The sequence below is a fragment of the Actinacidiphila cocklensis genome (genome assembly GCF_907177275.1).
In the GTDB taxonomy this organism is placed as follows: domain Bacteria; phylum Actinomycetota; class Actinomycetes; order Streptomycetales; family Streptomycetaceae; genus Actinacidiphila; species Actinacidiphila cocklensis.
Genome location: NZ_CAJSLV010000079.1, coordinates 1 through 19,437, shown reverse-complemented (window position 1 = coordinate 19,437; position 19,437 = coordinate 1). Strand labels below are relative to the sequence as shown.

Below are 19,437 nucleotides of genomic sequence, written 5' to 3'. Positions count from 1 at the left end.
TCATCGCGTGCGGTGATCGCTGTGCCGCTCACCGGCGCCCCGCTGCGTGTCGTGCTCGTCGGTCAGCGCGACCAGCGAGAGGCGGGACAGCGGCGGGACGGGGCCGCTGCGGCCCGCCCGGCGCCAGGCGATGGCCACCGTCAGCCGGATCATCTTCCGGGCGGCGTGCAACAGCAGTGCGGCGAGCGGGAGTTCGGCGACCAGGGCGGTCACGATCGCGCCGGTGAGGTCGTCGCTGTTCCAGTCCAGCACGATGTCGAACCACGCGTCGCAGCACAGCAGGGTGGCGGTGGCCACCGCCCAGGGGATGAAGACCTGCAGCCGGCGCCAGGCGCACAGCGCGGTGATCCCGATCAGGATGATCAGCGCGCCGTCGAAGCCGACCCAGGCGTAGCGCCAGTTGCTGACCGTCCGCCGGGTCGGCAGGCTCACCGACAGGTAGGCGATCCAGGGGATGAGGAAGAGGAAGCTTGCCGTGATGACGGCGAGGAACACCGCGCGCATGTGACGGATGTGCGGGTCGTTAGGCGGCGGGACCTCTGGCTGCATGCCGCCACTGTGCCCGATGGTCCGCCGGCACGGCCGCGCCTCCACGCCGGACGGAGGGTCATTTCGCCGCGCCGCCGGGCACGGCCGACAGCAGGGCGCGGCAGTAGGCGGCGACCCTGCGGCTGCCGCCCGCCTCCCGTTGCAGCCGGTCGGTCGGCTGCGCCGCGGGCGTACGGCCGTCCAGGACGGCGGCCAGATACCCCCGGCACAGCGACCTGACCGCGGCCGGCGACCGGTCGCGGGGCGGCGCGGCCGCCCTGGTGTGCTCGGGCGGTTCCGCGGTGGCGCTCCGGCCGGGGCCGGGCGTCCGGGCTGCGGGGCCGTGGGTGCTGCCGGGGGCGGCACCGTTGCGTGCCGGAGCCGGGGCCGGGGACGTCGTACGGGCGACGGGTGCGGGTGGCGGCCCGCCGTGGGCGGCGTGGCCGCGGGCGGGCAGATGGCCGGTGCCTGCGGCGACCGCGACGCCGCAGAGCGCGAAGACCGCGGCCAGCCCGCCGGCCAGCGCCCGCACGGCCCGCGGGGAGCGCGGCCGCCTCGCCCGTACGCCACGGGCCGGGCCGGCGGTCGTGGCGGCCCGGAAGGCGATGACCGCGGCCTGCTCGCGCTCGGGGTCGACGTCGGCGCCGCGGGACGCGACGGTCAGCACCCGCAGGAGAGCGCTCCACCGGGGATCGTCCGCCTGCCCCGCGGCCACCCTGTCCACCAGCCGCTCGACGTCCGACGTCCGCCGCCCCGCCCCCGTCTGCCTACCGCCGCTCACCTCACACCTCCCTGTCGTCACTGACGCCACCGCTGCCCTCGGGCGTTCCCCCGCTCGCGCCCGCAACACCTCGGCCGCCCCTGCCCTGCGCGCCGCCGGGGGTTGCCGTGCCCGGCCCGTCCGCGTCGTCCGCGGGTGTCGCCGGCGTCGACGGCGGCGCCTCGGCCTCGCCTGCGGGGGCGAGTTGTTCGGCGAGGCGGCGCAGGCCGCGGTGGGCGGCGGTGCGGACGGCGCCCGGGCGCTTGCCGAGGACCTCGGCCGCCGCCGGGCCGCTCAGGCCGATGACGACGCGCAGCAGGACCGCTTCCGCCTGGTCCGGCGGGAGGGTCGCGATCATCGCCAGGGCGTGCGCGGTGGACAGGTTCTCCAGCGCGACGCCCGCCGAGTCCGGTGCGGCGGCCGGTTCCGCCGTGACCGCGTCCAGGGCGGTGGTGCGCGGCCGGGAGCCGATCCTGCGCAGGTGGTCCAGCGCGCGGTGCCGGGCGATCGTCGCCGCCCAGCCGCGGAAGGCGGCTCCGTCGCCGTGGAAGTCGGCCAGGTCGCGGACGATGTCGTGCCAGGCCTCCGCGGCCACGTCGTCGGCGTCGTCGCCGACCAGCCCGCGTACGTACCCCAGCAGGATCGGCTGGACCACGCGGTAGACGACGCCGAACGCGGCCTCGTCGCCCTCGCGGGCACGCGTCACGGCGCGGCCGAGCGCCCCGTCGTCCGCCCGGGCACGCCGCCGCCCACCGGCACCGACCACCGTTTCCTCTTTGTACATCGCGGCACCGCGCATCGTGCCCATGCCCCCCGGGCGGTGGTCCCCGCGGGGTGGCCGTCCCGACAGGTACAGCGCCGGGGCCGCGGCAGGTGTCACATCCGGCCCCGGCCGGGCGCGGGGCGGCGGTCCGCGGGTGCGCCGGGAGCCGGGCGGTCGGCCCGTCGCACCATGCCGCTCCCTTCCGTGGCTGGCGGACCGCGCGCCGCCCTCGGGCGCACGGTCCTGCCTCTCACAGCGCACAGGACGCAGAAAACGTCACACCGGCCCCACCCGCACCCCGCACGCCGGAACTTCGGGCACGGGCCGCGGACGGGGCCGGGTGGTCGGGCGGGTCGCGCGAGCGGCCTGACGGGAGGTCAGGTCGCCGGGCGGGTGCCGGTCCTGGCGATCACCTGGGGAGCAGCGCCGGGTCGGCGTTGTGGACCAGTTCGAGTGCCTGCTGCGGGAACCAGTGGCCCGCGGCGGGGTCCAGGTAGCCGCGCTCGGGGTCGTTCGGGCCCGCGGTGCCGCGGGTGCACTGGCCGTCGGACTCGCCGGGGATCTTCACCCAGAGCCGGGCGTCCTGGAGCGGGTCGCCGGTCTTCAGGGTCGGGCGGGCGCCGAGGCCGCGCCCGGGCGGGTTGCACCAGTCCTGGGCGTCGCTGTAGACGCCGGCCGGCGGGGTCCACGGACCCTGGCCGTTGCGGCTGGTGTCGGCGATGAAGTGCTTCATCGCCGAGGGCGCGGTGTGGACGTTGGCGTCCAGCCAGGTCTGGGCGTCGTTGACCGGCCAGTACTGGTTGGGGCACGCGGCGGCCTGGCCGCCGGCCGAGACGTAGGCGAGGCAGGAGGACAGGAGCTTTCCGTACCAGGCGATCTCGCTGTCGGAGCGGTAGTTGGAGATGTTGAGGTAGAAGCCGGTGGCGTCGTCGACGCCGCCGGCGACCAGCCGCGGCACGATGTCGTTGATGCTGTGCCAGCCGCTGTGGCCCGCGTCGAGGTAGACCTTCGTGCCGGCGAGCGACTGCAGGGCCTCGACGGCGTAGTGGATCTGGTCGTAGCGCTGGGCGGTCATGGTGCCCTGCGCGTCGTCCATGCCGCAGTCGGACGGCACCAGGGCGAGCGAGTCGGGTTCGAGGACGACGTCGGCGGGGCGGTTGCCGATGCCGGCCCTCACCGCGTCGATCCAGGCCTGGTACTCGGCGGTGTCGGCGGCGCCGCCCGCGGAGTACTGGGCGCAGTCGCGGCCGGGGATGTTGTAGAGCGCGAGGACGGGCAGGGCGTGCCGGCGGGCGGCGTCGCCGACGGTCTTGTCGACGGCCTTGCGGGTGTCGGCGGGGCTGGTGCCGCCGTCGAACCAGACGGCCTGCGGGGTGAGGGTCATGGCGAGCAGCCCGGCGGCGTCCTTGAGCTGCCGGTGCTTGAGGAGGTCGAGGATCTGCGCGTTCGCGTCCGGGTTCGCCGGCGGGGTGAACAGCGTGGTGGGGGCGGCTGCGTGGTGGCCGGGTGCCGTGGCGTGCGCGGGCACGGCGGCCGTGACGGCGGCAAGGGCGGCGGTGGCCGCGGCGACGGTGAGCGTACGGGTACGTGCGCGGACGCGTGCGGTCATGCGGGTGGGCTCCTTGGAAAGCGGACACGGGTGCCGTTCGGGGGAGCGCTCTCCGATGGTTGGCACCGCCGAAGTGGGAGCGCTCCCACGTGCGTTAAGGAATTAACTCCTCACCGCTGACCGCAGTCAATCCCCTGTGCGGGCTTCAAGAGATGAAGACTCCTGAAGCCCGCACAGGTTCGGGGCCGGACACAGGCGCGAGTCGCGGTCCCCTACTTGAGTGCCCCCGTCACGAGGTCGATCCGCCAGAAGCGCTGCATCGAGAGGAAGAGCGCGATCACCGGCAGCACGGACAGCAGCGTCCCGGTGATCACCAGCGAGTAGAGCGACGCCTCGGCGGCACCGTGCCGCAGCAGGCTGTAAAGCCCCACGGTGAGCGGGAACTTGTCGTCGGAGGTGAGCATCACGTACGGCAGCAGGAAGTTGTTCCAGATCGCGATGAACTGCAGCAGGAAGACCGTGACGAGTCCGGGTCCCATCAGCCGCAGGCCCACCGACAGGAACAGCCGCCCCTCCCCCGCCCCGTCGATCCGCCCGGCTTCGAGCAGCGAGTCGGGGACGGCGGACTGGGCGTAGATCTTGCACAGGTAGATGCCGTAGGGGTTGAACAACTGCGGGAGCAGGACGCCGATCAGACTGTCCGTCAGTCCGGCCTTGGACAGCAGCAGGTACTGCGGCACCGCGAGCACGATCTGCGGCAGCAGGACCCCGGCGAGGATGGTGTTGAACAGCGCGCTGCGGCCGCGGAACTCGTACTTCGCCAGCGCGTAGCCGGTCGCCGCGGACACGAAGGACGCCAGCAGCCCGCCGACGGCGGCGTAGAAGAAGCTGTTGAGCATCCAGTGCCAGAAGATGCCGCCCTGGTAGTTCGACAGGTCGCGGATGTTGTCGACGATGCCGAGGTCGAGGGAGGGGGTGTAGGTGTCGGTGGAGAAGAGCTTGGTGCGCGACTTGGTGGCGGCGATGAGGATCCACAGCGTCGGCACCACGCAGTAGAGCGCACCGAGCACCAGGGCGGTGGTGGGCAGGACCGCGATCCGCCGCGGGCGGCGGGCCGCCGGCGCGTGGGCGGTGCGGTCGCGGGGCGGGGCCGAGGTCCCGGCCGTGGCGGTCATGCGGCCTCCTGCTGGACCCGGGACTGGACGATGCGGGCGGTGACGAAGGACACCGTGAGGGCGGCCGCGGTCAGCACCACGGAGGTGGCGGCCGCCGAGTAGATGTCGGAGTTGCCGAAGGCGTCGTCGTAGATCTTCATCAGCGGCACCCAGGTCGACGACACCGCGTTGGACAGCGGTTTGAGGGTGTTGGGCTCGTTGAAGACCTGGAGTGCGGCGAGCACGGTGAACAGCGTGCACATCACGACGGCGGGCATCACCATCGGCACCTTGATGCGCAGCACGATCTGCCGCTCCGAGGCGCCGTCGAGGCGGGCGGACTCGAAGAGTTCGGCGGGCAGGGCGCGCAGCGCGGTGTAGATGACGATCATGTTGAAGCCGACCGCTCCCCACACCGCCACGTTGCCGACCGAGAAGTAGACGGCGACCTGGCCGAAGAAGTCCACCTGGTCGCCGCCGATCGGGCTGGTGGCGGGCAGGTAGAGGAAGCCCCACATCAGCGAGGCGATCACGCCGGGGACCGCGTACGGCAGGAAGATCGTCAGCCGGGTGAAGCGCTTGAGCCGGGTCCGCTCCAGGTCGAGCAGCACCGCGAAGAGCAGGGCGAACAAGACGGTGGCGGGCACGGTGACGGCGCCCAGCGCCAGCATCCGCAGCACACCCGACCACAGGTCGGAATCGCCCAGCACGTCGCGGTAGTTGGCAAGTCCGGCGAAGACGGTGTGGGTTCCGCCGCCGAGCAGGCCGCCGTTGACCTTGCGGCGCTGGAAGCTGAGCAGCAGCGCGTAGCCGCCGGGGGCCACCACGAAGGCGGCGAAGAGCAGTACGGCGGGCAGGACCAGCAGATAGGGGAATCCGCCGGTCCTGCGCCCGGTCGTCGTGGTGCGTGCCATCAGCCGACCGTGAATCCGAGCTTCTTCATGTCCGCGACGGTCGCGCTCTGGATGCCGTCGAGCGCGCCGGTGAAGGAGCCGCCGGACTGCAGGGCCTTGCCGAAGCCGTCGGTGTAGCCGGTGAAGGTGACGGTGACGTCGGGTCCCCACATCGGGAAGCTGCGGGCCGCGGGGGCGACCTTCTTCACCTCGGCGTAGAAGTCGGGCTGGTTGGGGAAGAAGGCGGGCGCGGCCTGCAGCACCGGCAGTGAACGGCCCGCGGTCGCGGCCGGGTAGACGTTGATCTGCTTGACCTGCTCGGTGACCGCCGCGTCATCGGTGTTCAGCCATGACGCGAACTCGGCTGCCTGCTCGGGGTGCTGGGAGTCGGTGGTGACGGTGGTCGCCGAGCCGCCCCAGATGCCGGTGGTCAGGTCGCCCGCGGTCCAGGCCGGCAGCGGCGCCACCGCCCACTTGCCCTTGGTGGCGGGCGCGATGCCGCCGAGCTGGGCGGGCGCCCAGGCGCCGGAGATCCAGCTGAGCAGGGTGCCGTCGTTCATCTGCTTGTTCCACTGCGGGGAGAACGACGGGTTCTTGGCGATGCTGCCGTCGTCGACCAGGCCCTGCCAGTAGCCGGCGACCTTCTTGGTGGGCGCGTCGGCGATGTCGACCTTCCACGTGTCGCCGCTGGTGGACCACCAGTTGGCGCCGGCCTGCTGGGCGAGGCCGGTGAACCAGCCGGGGTCGGCGGCGTCGAAGTTGGTCAGGTACGACGAGGGGGCCTTGCTCCGTACGGTCTTCGCCTCGGCGGCGAACTCGTCCCAGGTCTTGGGCACGCTCAGGCCGTACTTGGTGAACAGGTCGGTGCGGTAGAAGAACATCAGCGGGGCGATGTCCTGCGGGACGCCGTAGACCTTGCCCTGGAAGACGGTGCTCTTCAAGGTGGCGTCGTCGTACTTGGTGACGGTGTCCTTGGTGTAGTCGGTGATGTCGGCGACGACGCCCTTGGACACCAGCGCGGGCAGCGACTGGTACTCGACCTTGGCGATGTCGGGGCCGTTCTTCGCCTCGTGGGCGGTGATCATCTTGGCGACCAGCTGGTCGCCGCCGGCCGGGTTGGAGAGCTTGACCTGGATGTCGGGGTGGCTGCTGTTCCACTTCGCCACCACCTTGTCGATGTTCGGGTCCCAGTCCCAGAACGTCAGGGTGACCTTGCCCTTGCTCTTCGCGGTGGCCGGACCGCCGGCCTTGTCGTCGGAACTCCCGCCCCCGCAGGCCGCGGTCGCGGTCAGCAGCCCGGCCGCCAGCAGCGCGGCGGCGACGGCACCGCGCCGTCCTCTCGGTAGCACGCTCATGGGTTGTCCTCAGCTCTCTTGCGTGGCGGGCGCGGTGGCCCAGTCCGGGAAGTTCAGGGGGGTGCGCTGCAGGCCGATCCACTGGCGCCGGGTGAAGCCGGGCATCTGGTTCTCGGCGCCGTGCCTGGCGTGCGCGTCGTTGACGTGCACCTCGCCGGCCTGCAGTTGCTCGGCGACGGACAGCCCGCGGATCAGGTCGCGGGTGAAGACCGAATTCATCAGCATCGGCAGGCCGTTGGTCAGCGCGACGGCCTCCGCCTGGGTGTCGACGACGGTGACCGGGATGACCGGCCCGAAGATCTCCTCGCGGAAGGCGGGCATCTCGGGTGTGACGCCGGCGAGCACGGTGGGCCGGTAGAACAGCCCGTCGTAGGTGCCGCCGGTGACCAGTCGGGCGCCCATCGCCAGCGAGGGTTCGACAATGGTGCGGTGCACCCGGTCCCGCTGGGCGGCGCTGATCAGCGGGCCGAGCGCGGTTCCGGGATCGAAGGGGTCGCCGACGGTGAGGGCCGCGGCCCGCCGGGTCAGGGCGTCGAGGTAGTCGTCGGCCACCGCGCGCTGCACGATGTGCCGGCTGGCGCTGATGCAGGTCTGGCCCTGGAATTCCAGGGAGGCGATCATCGCGCAGTTCGCGGCGAGTTCGACGTCGGCGTCATCGAGGACCACGAAGGCGTTGCTGCCGCCGAGTTCGAGCCGGATGTCGCGCAACTCGCCCGCCGCGGCGCGGTCGATGGCCAGACCCACCTCGCGCGACCCGGTGAAGTCCAGCATGTCCAGGCCCTGGTGGCGGGCCAGCGGCCAGCCGGCGTCGGGGCCGTCGCCGGTGACGACGTTGAGCACGCCGGGCGGCAGGCCCGCGTGGTCGGCGGCGGCGGCGAGCACCTGGCCGCCGATCACCGGGGTCAGCTCGGCGGGCTTGAGCACCACGGTGTTGCCGAAGGCCAGCCCGGGCGCCAGGGCGCGCATCGCCAGGTTCATCGGGTAGTTCCAGGGGGTGATGAGGCCCAGCACGCCCAGCGGCACCGCCCGCGACAGCGAGAGCTTGCCGGCTTTGTACGGCGGCAGGATGTCGCCGGCGTTCTCGCTGACCTGGACGGCGGACAGCGCGAGCTGCTTGATGCTGGTGCCGACCTCGTCCTCGGCCTTGGCCCGCACCCCGCCGGTCTCGCGCATGCTCTGCTCGACCAGCTCGCCGTAGTGCGCCTCCAGGTATCCGCAGAAGGCGCGCAGGTAGCCGGCCCGTTCCGGTGCGGAGAGCGCTCCCCAACCGGGCTGTGCGGCCCGGGCGGCGGCGACCGCCCGGTCGATGTCGGCGGCCGAGCCGAGCGCGTAGCTGCCGATCGGCTTGCCGGTCGCCTTCTCCTCGACGACTCCGGTGCGTCCGGAGGCGGCGGGCACGAAGGCGCCGTCGATGTACAGCCGGCCGTCGCCGGGTTGGGAGGGCATACGTGCTCCAGGGTGCGGGAGGGTGGCGGCTGCTGCCGCTTTTTCCGGGACTTAAACTAAGTAGAAGCCGATGGGGGGTCAACGGTCCTGACGAAACAAATTTCCGTCAGGTCCCGTGGACCCGCGCGCTCAGCGGCCGCCGGCCGTCAGCAGCCCGTGCACGGGCAGGGTGGCCGCCCCCAGGGCGACCTGCTCGGGGCCGAGCCGGCCCAGTTCGAGCACCGTGCGCTCGCCCAGGTAGTCCAGGGTGTGCCGGCGCGTCGCGTCGCGCACCGCCGGCAGCATCGCGGGACCCATGGCGGCACTGACCCAGCCGGACAGGATGACCCGGTCCGGGCCGAGCAGATTGATCAGGTTGGCGATCCCGATGCCGAGGTACTCCGCGGTGGCGCGGACCGTGTCGGCCGCGGGACCCGGCCGGCCCGATTCGGCGACGAGCGCGGCCAGCCGCGCCTCGGTGTCGGCGCCCCTGCCGGACCTGCGGCCGGAGCCGGCGGGCGCCGGCAGTCCGGCCAGCCGCCCGTAGCGCTCCAGGATCGCGTCCGCGCCGACGTAGGCCTCAAGGCAGCCGTGCGAGCCGCACCGGCAGAGCGCTCCGCCGGCCTCCACCACGGTGTGGCCCCACTCGCTGGTGGTACTGGTCACCCCGCCGGGCGAGCCGGTGGCGACCGCAGCGCCGACGCCGACCGCGAGCAGGCCGACGATGGCCCGCTGGGCGCCGCGGCCCGCGCCCCGCCACATCTCGGCCTGACCCAGGGTGCGGGCGCAGTTGTCCAGGTGCAGGGGCGCCGGCACATGGGGGCGCAGCAGCATGTCGAAGGGGACGTCGGACCAGCCCAGGGTCGGCGCGTGCACCAGCCCGTCGGGCAGGACGGCACCGGGCACCCCGACGCCGACGCCGAGCAGCGCGGCAGGGTCGGCGCCCGCCTTCGCGGTGACCTCCTCGATGCCGGCCCGCACCAGTTCGGCGAGCACCGCGGGGTCGGGGCGGCCCTCGTCCATCGGATAGGTCGCGGTGGCGACGGTGTCCAGGGTCCAGTCGAACAGGCCGACCTGGACGTGCGTCTCGCCGATGTCGACCCCGACCACCTGGGCGTATCCGGGGCGCACTTCGAGCAGCGTGCGGGGCCTGCCGCCGTCGGAGTCCAGCAGTCCCGCCTCCGCGACCAGGCCGTCGGCGACCAGGTCGGTGACGACGTTGCTCACCGTCGCCGAGCTGAGCCCGGTGGCCTTCATCAGGTCGAAGCGGCTGGCGGGGCCGTGCAGGTAGAGCCTGGTCAGCACGGAGGTGCGATTGTGCCGACGCAGGTCCCTCGTCGTCCGGCCCACCTCGCGCGTCACCGGGCTCCCCCTCATGATCTCGGTCCCTGCGGTCCGCGGGGACCGCCGGTCCTGGCGCGGGACCCGGCCGGTCGGAACCGGCGTGCCGTTCGGCTGCACGGCACCCCCCGGGAATCGCGACGACATGGCACATAGTGCCAGATCGCGGCTTTCCCGCCGCCCTTCGGGGAGCGCTCTCCCATAATTGCGCCGGTCCCGCCGGACCGTACACCCCGCCCCTGTGCCCGCCGCCGGGGCCGGCGGGGCGGCCGGTCACCCGTCATCCGGCCGCCCCGCCACCACCCCGCGCCCCGCCACCGCGTCACCCGGTCAGCAGGGCCTCCAGTGCCGCCGCCGTGTCCGGGTGCCGCCCGGCCAGCGCCACACCCCGCCCGTTGGTGCCGGGCGCCGCCCAGCCGCCCTCGCAGCCCAGCAGCTCCGCCAGCGCGTCGCAGGCCGCCGGGTGCTCGGCCAGCAAGACCGCGCCGCCTGCCCCGGCAGCCGCCGGCCGCGGCAGGAGGGCCGGCTCGCCGCCCTCCAGCCACGGCGGCACCCACGCGTCGAGGTCCGCGAGCCGCCCGGGGAAGATCCGCCCCGCCTCCCGGATCAGCAGCGGTGCCAGGTCCGCGCCGCCGGCCCGCAGGGTGCTGATCAGCGTGGGCAGCCACGGCAGCAGCACCGGGTCGGGCAGCCGGGCGAACGCGCTGGAGACCAGCTCCACCACGAAGTCCACCAGCTGCGGCACCGGTTCGAGCGCGTGCAGGAACCCGCTCAGATAGCGCGGATAGGCCGGCACCACCAGGGGGTTGCCCAGCAGCTCGTCGCAGCGGGTCCGCAGATCCGCCCGGGTCAGCTGCCCGAGCTGCACCCGGGCCGCCCACAGCAGCGCCACCCTGGCCGGCTCCTGCGGGTGCGACTGCGCGAACGCCAGCTCCAGCTGGGTGCGGTCGCAGCCCAGTGACAGCGCCAGGCCCTCCATGCTGAACAGGAAGCCCAGCATCGCGGCGACCTGCGCGACGGTGGCGTCCTCGTCGGTGAACGCGGTCGGCAACAGGGTGCAGTAGTGCGCGTAGCCGGTCGTGACGAAGGACTCGATCCAGGCCGGCAGCACCGGTTCCGCGGTCCGGTAGTACGCGAGCAGCCGGCGCACCCGGCGTAGCACCTCGGGCGCGCCGTCGACGCTGCGCTCGGTCGCCAGCACCTCCAGTGCGCGCTGCCCCAGCTCGTCGGCGAGCCGGCGGCTGCGCAGATACAGCGTGGCGTCCTCGACGGCCTGCAGCACCGTCGCGGTGGTCGCCTTCGGGTCGTACGCCGTGCGCCGCAGCCGCTGTTCGAGCACCTGCTCGATGCTGACGCCCTCGTAGCCCAGCTCGACCAGTGCCCGCTGGTGGGTGCCCAGCGCCACGTCCCAGGACTCCTGGATGGGGCGCTCCCCCAGCCGACGCTCGCCCATGATCGGCCGTGCGGTGCCGTGCGGCATCAGGTGGCGCAGGATCCACAGCACGTCGGAGCAGGCGCCCAGTTCGGGCCGGGCGGACATGTCCAGCAGCGCCCGCTGCACCCCGCGCTGCTGGAGCCGCAGGCCGAGCGGCGCGAGCCGGTCGTACACGTCCCGGGCCAGCGGCGGCAGCGCCTCGTAGCCGACCTGCCCGATCCGGTCGCCGCCCATCATGATCTCCACCAGGCGGCGTACGTCCCGCCGGCCCGGCACGGCGTCCTTCTCGATGCAGGTGACCGCCGCGTCCTGGAAGTCGTACGGCGTGGGCCTGGCCCGGTCGCGCATGCCCGCCAGCAGGATCGACGTCTCGAAGACCGCGATGGCGTCGGCGGTGGAGGCGAGGTAGCCGGCCTTTCTGGCGGCCCGCACGATGTCGACGGACCAGCCGAGCAGTTCGGCCTCGTCGAGCCGGTCGAGCACCGGCGGGCGCTGGAGGAAGCCGGTGAGCCGGTCGGCGGGGACGCCGCCGGCCGCGGCGGGCGCCGGGGCGGCCGCCGCGGCCCGCTTGGCGGGCTTCTTCGCGCCCGCCTGCCCGGCGAGCCGGAAGGGCTGCACCCGGGTGCGCCTGAGGTTCTTCGCCCACTGGGTCGCGGCGATCGACACCGACCCCGAGGCGAGGCCGAACTGCGCCTCGATCGCCGTGTGGCTCGACGGGATCAGGCCGTACTGCCAGCTGCTGGCGCTGCGGGGGGTGATCTCGAAGGTGTCGGTGCCGTCGATGCCGAACTCCGCGACCCGGCTTGCCGCGTGGAAGGCGCCGCAGACGTAGAGGCAGTCCGCGGGGTCGGTGCCGGAGGCGGCCAGGTGCTCGCGCATCCGGGTCCACATGTACCGCTCGCGGTCCTCGTCGACCGTGACGCGCTCGGCGTCACCGGGCGCCAGCCGCCGGAAGAGGCTGCCGATCAGCAGCATGACCTGGCGGTACGTGTCGTGGTCGCTGTCGCCGAGCGGCAGTTCCACGTACTGGTGCCACCACTCCGACCAGTGCCGCACCCTGCCGTGCCGCAGCAGGTGCTCCTCCAGCTCGGCGAAGCGCGGCCGCAGGTCGCCGATCTCGACGCCGACCGCGTCGCCGTGCAGCGCGGCCTCCTCCTCGGCGGGTGCGGCGCCCGGGCCGGCGTCGGGTCCTGCCGGTCCCGCGGGCCGCTCGTCGCGGGCCTGCCACTGGAAGACGTGGTCGCTGGAGCGGTCGACCAGGACCAGTTCGACACCGGGGGTGTCCAACGCGTAGGCGATCGCCTGGTATTCGGCCGACGCCTCGGTGATCGGCGCGACGACCGACAGCGGCGCCCATTCCGGCGGGAAGCCGTCGATGTCGCCGGCGAAGGCCTGGACCGCCACCGGGAGCCGGCAGTTGCGCAGCTCGGTCAGCAGCGGCGCCATGTCCTCGCACAGCTCCAGGTAGACCGTCTTCGGCTGCTTCTCGCGCAGCCGCCGGGCCATCGCGACGGCCGAGGCGGGCGAGTGGTGGCAGACCGGGAAGATCTCCAGCGGTTCGCGCACCGCCCGGTCGACGTCGTCCACGATGCCGCGCAGGATGCCTTCGAGGGCGTCCGGGCCGTCGGCGAACTCGGTTGCCGCCTGCTGCAGTTCTGCGCGCAGCGCGTCGAAGGACTCGCTGCCGCCGGCCTCCTGCCCGGTCCGTTCCGGGCTTGCGGTGGTCACGACAGGGTGGCGATCGCGTCGCGGCCGCCTTCGAGGAACTCCGGCCAGGAGCCGCCCACTTCCTTGCTGCGCGGCTCCACGACGCCGTGCAGGTACTTGTTCATGATCGCCAGGTCCTCCGGGTCGCGGCGGGCCAGCGAGCCGACCAGCGAGGAGGCGAGGGTGCGGGCGGTCAGGGCGCGCTCGCCGAAGAAGTTGCTGTGCAGGATGGCGTCCTCCAGGACGCCGATCTGCTCGGCCGTCGACAGCGCGGACTCCAGCTTCTCGTCGTCGCTGCCCGCCGCGGCCGCCGAGGTGCGCAGGTCGGCGAAGCTCTGCAGCAGCACGTCGAGCAGGGTCGGGGGCACGTCCAGTTCGATGCGGTGCCGGCGCAGCAGCTCCTCGGTGCGGAAGCGGACGATCTCCGCCTCGCTCTTCTTGTTCGTCACCACCGGGATGCGGACGAAGTTGAAGCGGCGCTTGAGCGCGGAGGACAGGTCGTTGACGCCGCGGTCGCGGCTGTTGGCGGTGGCGATGATCGAGAAGCCGGGCTTGGCGAAGACGATGTTGTCGCCGCTGTCGTTGTCCATTTCCGGCACCGAGATGTACTTCTCGGACAGGATCGAGATCAGCGCGTCCTGGACGTCGCTGGTGGAGCGGGTCAGCTCCTCGAAGCGGCCGATCGCGCCGGCCTCCATCGCGGTCATGATCGGTGAGGGGATCATCGAATGCCGCGACTGGCCCTTGGCGATCACCATGGACACGTTCCACGAGTACTTGATGTGGTCCTCAGTGGTGCCGGCGGTGCCCTGCACCACCAGCGTGGAGTTGCGGCATATCGCGGCCGACAGCAGTTCCGCCAGCCAGCTCTTGCCGGTGCCGGGGTCGCCGATCAGCAGCAGCCCGCGGTCGGAGGCCAGGGTGACGATGGAGCGCTCCACGAAGCTGCGGTCGCCGAACCATTTGGGGGCGATCTCGCGGTCGAGGCCGTCGGAGCGCTCGGAGCCCAGCACGAACAGCCGGACCATCTTCGGCGAGAGCCGCCAGGTGAAGGGCTTGGGACCGTCGTCGACCGACTCCAGCCAGTCCAGCTCCTCGGCCTACTTGATCTCCGCGGGGGCGCGCAACAGGTCGGACATAGCGGGGCCTTTCTAGGCGAGGAAGGTCTTGAGTTCGTGGACGAGCTTGCGGATGTGGCCGGAGAGCACCGGGGTGCCGAGGTCCTTGAAGCGCTCCCGGAACCACGGGTTGACGCTGCCGCGGCCGGAGCTGGTCACCGAGCCGACGGGGATGAACTTCGCGCCCGAGCGGTGGACGGCGGCCATGCTCTCGAAGAGCGGTTCGGTCCGCCATTCGTAGAAGTCGGAGATCCACACCACGACGGTGTTGCGCGGTTCTGCGATCTTCGGCTGCGCCAGTGCCATGGCCACGGTGCCGTCGGTGCCGCCGCCGAGGTTGGTGCGCAGCAGCGTCTCGAACGGGTCGTGCACCCAGGGGGTGAGATCGAGCGCCTGGGTGTCGTAGGCGATCAGGTGCACGTCGACCTTGGGCAGCCCGGCGAAGATCGACGCCAGGATGGTGCAGTTGACCATCGAGTCGACCATGGAGCCGGACTGGTCGACCACCACGATCAGCCGCTGCGGGGTCGTACGCCGCGCGGTGTGGCGGTAGTAGAGCCGGTCGACGTAGAGCTGCTGCTCCTCGGGGCTCCAGTTGGTGAGGTTCTTCCAGATGGTGCGGTCCAGGTCGAGGTTGCGGAAGACCCGCTTGGGCGGGATCGAGCGGTCGATCGCGCCGACGGTGGCCTTCTCCACCTGGGTGCGCAGGACTTCCGCGACCTCGTCGACGAAGCGGCGGATCAGCGCCTTGGCGTTGGCCAGCGCGACACCCGACAGGTTGTCCTTGTCGCGCAGCAGCTGCTCGATCAGCGACATGCTCGGGGTCAGCTGCGAGGCCAGCCGGGGGTCGGCGAGGACCTCGCGCAGCTGCATCCGCTTGACCAGGTCGGCCTCGATGGCGCCCAGTTCGGGACCGATGGCCGGGATCAGCCGGCTCAGGTCGGGCGTCCCGCCCCGGCCGCCGGTGCCGTACGGGCTGACGCCGGTGCCGCCGGGGCCGGTGCCGGTGCCGCCCGCTCCGCCGCGGCGGCCGCCGCGCAGCTCGCCGGGGGTGCAGCCGAGCGCGCGCTCCAGCCAGCCGGCGTCGGACTGCCAGCGGGACAGCTGACCCGCCGATACGGTGCCGCTGCCGGTCGCGAAGACGTTGAGCAGCACCTTGGAGACCAGTGCGGCCCGCCGCACCTCGGCGGCGCGGTCGCGCCCGCCGCCGTCCGCGTCGCCGTCGCCGTCCGGCGCGGGGCCGGCGGGCGGCAGCATCAACCCGTCGAACTCGGCGGCCAGTTCGGGGTGGCGCTGCACGACGGAGTCGACGGACGCCTGCGGGTCGAGCAGCGCGGGCGGCAGGCCGATGTCCTCGACCACGGCCAGGCTCGCCGACTCCAGCGCGGGCTGCTCCTCGGGGTCGAAGAGCCGGGCCAGCAGCCGCCAGTACACGGCCTGCCTGCGGTTGTCGTGGGACGGCGGCAGGGCCGCCTGCCCGATCTGCCCGATCTGCCCGATCTGCTCGGTCATTTGCGCAGCAGCCTTCCCGCGCGCTCCCGCAGCACCGCCGCGGCGTCGGTGGCCGCCTTCTCCGCCTTGGCCGCGGCCTTGTCCGCGGTGCCGCCGGCCCACGCCCCGGCCTGCACGGCGACGGGCCTCTTGCGTACGGTCGTCTCGACGGCCAGCGGCTGCACGCCGAAGCTCCCGGCGTCCCAGCGCAGCAGTCCGATACAGGCCACCGACGCGGCGACGGCCTCGGGGGTGAGCGGTCCCGCGGCCGGTATGCGGTCGGTGTCGACGGCCAGTTGCTGCCCGGCCAGGGTGAACGTCAGCCGCTCGCCGTCCTGCTGGGCGGTGTACCCCTCAAGGAAGACCGGGACGGCGATCCGCGCCGGGTGCCGGTCGAGCGGCGCGGTCGCGGGTCCCGTGGCGGTGGGCAGCGCCACCCGGGCGGTGCTGAACGCGTCGGCCGGCTCGCCCTGCCGCGCGTGCGCGTCGCTCCACAGCAGGTCGCCCTCCGCGGTGAGGGGCATGCCGACCAGGTCCATCGAGCGCCCCTCGCCCGCGGCGGCCAGCAGCGACATGTGGGGGCGGAGCAGCTGCCACAGGCCCGCGCCGACGACCGTGTCGGGCTTGGGCGCCGACACGCTCGCCCGCACCAGCAGCGCGGTGGCGCCGTCCGCGGGCTCGAAGACCGCGTGCACCTGGGCCTGCACGGCCGTGGCGTGCTCCTGCAGGTCGACGCCCAGCGGCAGCAGCCGCCCGGTGGCCTCGCCGGCCGGCGGCGCGGCGGCCGCGCCAGGCAGGGTGAGCAGCATCGCGCGGGACCACAGGTCGGCCCAGCGGCGGGCGGGCACCCGCTCCAGCGCGGCGCCCGGGCAGGACGCGGCCAGCTCGGCGGCGAATCCGTCGAGCAGTGCCGCCTGGCGGCGCAGCGCCGGGTCGGGGAGCATCGCGGAGACGACCTGCGCGGCGCCGGAGACGACGTCGTGGTCGATGCCGCGCCATCCGCAGCGCGCCAGGTCCGACAGCCAGGACCGGGCGGCCGCCAGCACGTTGACCGGCTGCTGCCCGCCGGGCTCCGGTGCGGTCCACTCGCCGCCGGGCCGGCCCGTCGCCTCCTCGGCGCGGGCGGTCAGGGCGTCGTGGACCGAGCCGAGCAGTGCGGTACGGGCGGCGGCCAGCGCGACGAAGTGGTCATCGCCCGCGGTCCCGGCCGCCGCCTTCTCGGCCGCCTCGGCGACCCTGGCGGCCAGCGGTGTCCCCGCGACGGCCGCGGCAAGCCCGGTCAGGCCCGCGGCCTGTGCAGGCTGCGGGCGCAGCAGTCCGCCGGTGAGCACCTGGTCGAAGGCGTCGACGGCGGCCAGGGCCTCGTCGAGCCCGTCGATGCCGTCGGCGAGCAGGTCGGTGCGCATCACGCCACCGCCCGGGTCGGCGGGAACCACTGCATCTCGGGCAGCGGGGCGGTGGTGGGGGCGAGTTCCAGATAGGCCAGGTGGCGCAGGAAGCGGCTGAAGACGGGGGCTGCGGCGCTCCTGTCCCCCTGCGCGGGACGGGCGGCGCTCATCGCGGCGTGCAGCGACAGGACGCTCGGCTCCCCGTGGTCGGCGAGGTCGACCCGCAGGTAGCGGGTGACCCGCTCGGCGCCGTACTGCAGCACCGCCTCGCCGATCAGGGCGCGGATGTGGTTGCAGAAGTAGCCCCGCGCACCGCCGCAGGGGCGGTTGTTGTTGGTGCTGCACGCGAAGGTGAAACTGCCGGCCGAGACCGACGAGACGTAGACCCGCTCGATGTCCGAGCCGCTGGACACCACGCCCTGCAGCCGCCCGTCGGCCAGTTCGACGAACGGGACCTTGGCGAGCCTGCGCGGGTGTGCGGGTGGGACCACCCGCACGGTGCTCGACCTCTCCCAGTCTGACAACGCGTCATCTCCTCTGCGCCAGGGGGATGTCCACGCCACGACGGCGGGACACCACTGAACCTAGCGGGAGGCACTGACAACGCCGATCTTGGAATCAGGTGTCCGGCACGCGCTGCGCGCGGGGCCGCGCGAGGGCGCCGCGGGAGGGTCGCGCCCCCGCCGTTCGGGGGCCGCGGTACGGAGGGCACCGCCGGTGGGCGCCCCCCGTGTCAGGGGCGGGGGACGCCCGGTCCCGGGTGCTGCCCCGCCGCCTGCCGTGACCGGCGGGGCCGGCGGGGGGCGGTGAGGCGGCGGCGGGTCAGCCGTCCAGCGGGCGGGAGAGCGGTTGCCGGGCGGCGGACGCGCCGGCGTGCAGCGTATACGGGCCGGGGCGCGGCACCCACCGGCCCTCCCGGGGCGACCAGCGTTCGAAGGCCCGCGGGGCGACCCGCACCTCGGCGACCGCGGTTCCGCCGGGTGCCGCGTGGACGGCGGCGTAGCCGGCCAGCCGGGGGCCGCCGTCGTCGTGGTCGTCGGGGCCGGTGGTCAGGTACACCTGGACGACCTCCCGCCCGGCCCGCGCACCGGTGTTGCGCACCGTCACCAGGGCCAGGGCGCCGTACTCGGACGCGCCCTCGCCGTCCGCGGCGGGCGGGGCCGGACGGACGGTCAGCGCCTCGTACGCCCACGTCGTGTAGCCCAGGCCGTGGCCGAACCAGTACGCGGGCGTCGCGCCCGCCCTGCGCCAGGCGCGGTGGCCGAGGTAGGGGCCTTCGGTGTAGCGCAGCACCCCGGCGTCGGGGGCGGTGCCGGGCAGCGGGGCGCCCTGGGCGCCGGCCGCCCAGGTGGTGGGGAGCCGCCCGCCGGGTTCCGCGTTGCCGAACAGCACGTCGGCCAGGCCGTGTCCGGCCTCCTGGCCGGGGAACCAGCACAGCAGTACCGCGGGAGCGCTCTCCCGCCAGGGCAGTTCGACCGGCCCGCCGGAGTTGACGATCACCACGGTCCGCGGGTTGGCCGCGGTCACCGCGGCGACCAGTTCGTCCTGGCGGCCGGGCAGCGCCAGCGAGGGGCGGTCGAAGCCCTCGCTCTCGATCTCGTCGGTCGTGCCCACCACCACGACGGCGGCGTCGGCGCCGCGGGCCGCCGCGACGGCCTCGGCGAGCGCGCGATCCTCGTCGGGGCGCGGCGGGTCGGCGGCCAGCGCGACGGCGAGGCCCTGGCCGGGCGCCAGCTCCCGGGTGGCGACCAGGTGCAGCGGCTCGCCCGGGGTGACCTTGCGGGCGGCGGTGCGGAAGGAGGGCGCGACGTGCACGTAGGTCGGGTCGTCGGACTCGGCGGCCACGTGGGTGTCGATCAGCGGTTCGCCGTCCGCGTGCAGGGTGACCGCGCCGAGGCCGACCACGGCGAAGCGCCACTCCCCCGGCGCCTCGGGGGTGACCAGCGCGCTGACCTCCACGGTGGCGGCGGTGCGGGCGAGTTCTGGTGCGTCGCCGGGCTCCAGGATGCGCCCGCTGAGGCGGTGCTCCGCGCAGATCTCGGTGCCGTCGGCGGCGAGGTAACGGACCAGCACGCCGGGCTCGCCGGTGCGCGGGTCGCGGGAGTTGCCGGGGTGCAGCGGGGTCGGCCTGGTGTCGAGGTTGACGCCCTCGGCGTGGACGACCTCGGTCCCGGTGCCGGAGAGCGCTTCCCTGATGCCGTCCAGCGGTGAGACGACCGCCGCGGGGAAAACCCCGGCGCTGCCGCCGCCCTGCACCCGCGCGGCGGCGGCGTTCGGCCCGATCACCGCCAACCGCCGGACGCCGCCGGGCAGTCCGCCCGTAGTCGCGTCGGCCGCGACGTCGGCCGCGACGTCGCCCGCCGTGCCGCTGGTGTCCGCGCCGGGCAGCCCCCCGGTCGTGCTGCCCGGCGCGGAGTGCGGTGCCGCGCCGGGCGCTGGGGCCGGCGCGGGGGTCAGGGGGAGCAGGCCGCCCTCGTTGCGCAGCAGCACGCAGCCGGCCGCCACCGCCCGGCGCAGCAGCCGGCGCGCG

15 protein-coding genes are annotated in these 19,437 nt (G+C 73.9%); all 15 read right to left on the bottom strand.

Translation table 11 applies throughout. From position 1 onward, the window contains the following. Positions 1-549, bottom strand: a complete 549-nt coding sequence (locus tag NFU81_RS28645) for a hypothetical protein (RefSeq protein WP_251495975.1) — start codon at positions 547-549, stop codon at positions 1-3. A 58-nt stretch (positions 550-607) separates the two neighbouring features. Further along, positions 608-1,309 carry a hypothetical protein gene (locus NFU81_RS28640; RefSeq protein ID WP_251495973.1) on the bottom strand — a complete coding sequence of 234 codons (702 nt, stop codon included), beginning with the start codon at positions 1,307-1,309 and terminating at the stop codon, positions 608-610. 1 nt (position 1,310) lies between these two features. Then, the gene (locus NFU81_RS28635; RefSeq protein ID WP_251495971.1) at positions 1,311-2,072 is read right to left on the bottom strand and encodes an RNA polymerase sigma factor; all 762 of its coding nucleotides are present in this window, start codon (positions 2,070-2,072) and stop codon (positions 1,311-1,313) included. A 388-nt stretch (positions 2,073-2,460) separates the two neighbouring features. Further along, complete coding sequence (locus tag NFU81_RS28630) at positions 2,461-3,660, bottom strand: glycoside hydrolase family 6 protein (protein WP_251495967.1); 1,200 nt, start codon at positions 3,658-3,660, stop codon at positions 2,461-2,463. Between the two features lie 212 nt (positions 3,661-3,872). Beyond that, positions 3,873-4,775, bottom strand: coding sequence for a carbohydrate ABC transporter permease (locus NFU81_RS28625; protein WP_251495964.1), 903 nt, complete (start codon positions 4,773-4,775; stop codon positions 3,873-3,875). Continuing rightward, entirely contained in the window at positions 4,772-5,668 is an 897-nt protein-coding gene (locus NFU81_RS28620) for a carbohydrate ABC transporter permease (RefSeq protein ID WP_251495962.1), read from the bottom strand. Before NFU81_RS28620 ends, NFU81_RS28625 begins: the two co-directional genes overlap by 4 nt. Continuing rightward, positions 5,668-7,002 (bottom strand): ABC transporter substrate-binding protein, encoded by a 1,335-nt coding sequence (locus NFU81_RS28615; protein WP_251495959.1) that lies wholly within the window; start codon positions 7,000-7,002, stop codon positions 5,668-5,670. The genes NFU81_RS28620 and NFU81_RS28615 overlap by 1 nt, the downstream gene beginning before the upstream one ends. A gap of 9 nt (positions 7,003-7,011) precedes the next feature. Then, a complete protein-coding gene (locus tag NFU81_RS28610; RefSeq protein ID WP_251495957.1) occupies positions 7,012-8,448 on the bottom strand; it encodes an aldehyde dehydrogenase family protein in 1,437 nt (478 codons plus the stop codon). A 129-nt stretch (positions 8,449-8,577) separates the two neighbouring features. Then, entirely contained in the window at positions 8,578-9,789 is a 1,212-nt protein-coding gene (locus NFU81_RS28605) for an ROK family transcriptional regulator (RefSeq protein ID WP_251495954.1), read from the bottom strand. 301 nt (positions 9,790-10,090) lie between these two features. Next, positions 10,091-12,931: a DUF5682 family protein gene (locus NFU81_RS28600; RefSeq protein ID WP_251495952.1), complete on the bottom strand. Its 2,841-nt coding sequence runs from the start codon at positions 12,929-12,931 to the stop codon at positions 10,091-10,093. Next, the gene (locus NFU81_RS28595; protein WP_251496042.1) at positions 12,928-14,001 is read right to left on the bottom strand and encodes an ATP-binding protein; all 1,074 of its coding nucleotides are present in this window, start codon (positions 13,999-14,001) and stop codon (positions 12,928-12,930) included. Before NFU81_RS28595 ends, NFU81_RS28600 begins: the two co-directional genes overlap by 4 nt. Positions 14,002-14,061: 60 nt before the next feature. Beyond that, on the bottom strand, positions 14,062-15,540 hold the full coding sequence (locus NFU81_RS28590; protein ID WP_251495950.1) for a vWA domain-containing protein: 1,479 nt from the start codon (positions 15,538-15,540) through the stop codon (positions 14,062-14,064). Further along, positions 15,537-16,925: a hypothetical protein gene (locus tag NFU81_RS28585; protein ID WP_251495947.1), complete on the bottom strand. Its 1,389-nt coding sequence runs from the start codon at positions 16,923-16,925 to the stop codon at positions 15,537-15,539. Before NFU81_RS28585 ends, NFU81_RS28590 begins: the two co-directional genes overlap by 4 nt. Then, positions 16,925-17,431 (bottom strand): hypothetical protein, encoded by a 507-nt coding sequence (locus NFU81_RS28580; protein ID WP_251495945.1) that lies wholly within the window; start codon positions 17,429-17,431, stop codon positions 16,925-16,927. Before NFU81_RS28580 ends, NFU81_RS28585 begins: the two co-directional genes overlap by 1 nt. Positions 17,432-17,729: 298 nt before the next feature. Further along, the coding region (locus tag NFU81_RS28575) for a glycoside hydrolase family 3 C-terminal domain-containing protein (RefSeq protein WP_251495942.1) at positions 17,730-19,437 on the bottom strand (1,708 nt) is incomplete at its 5' end.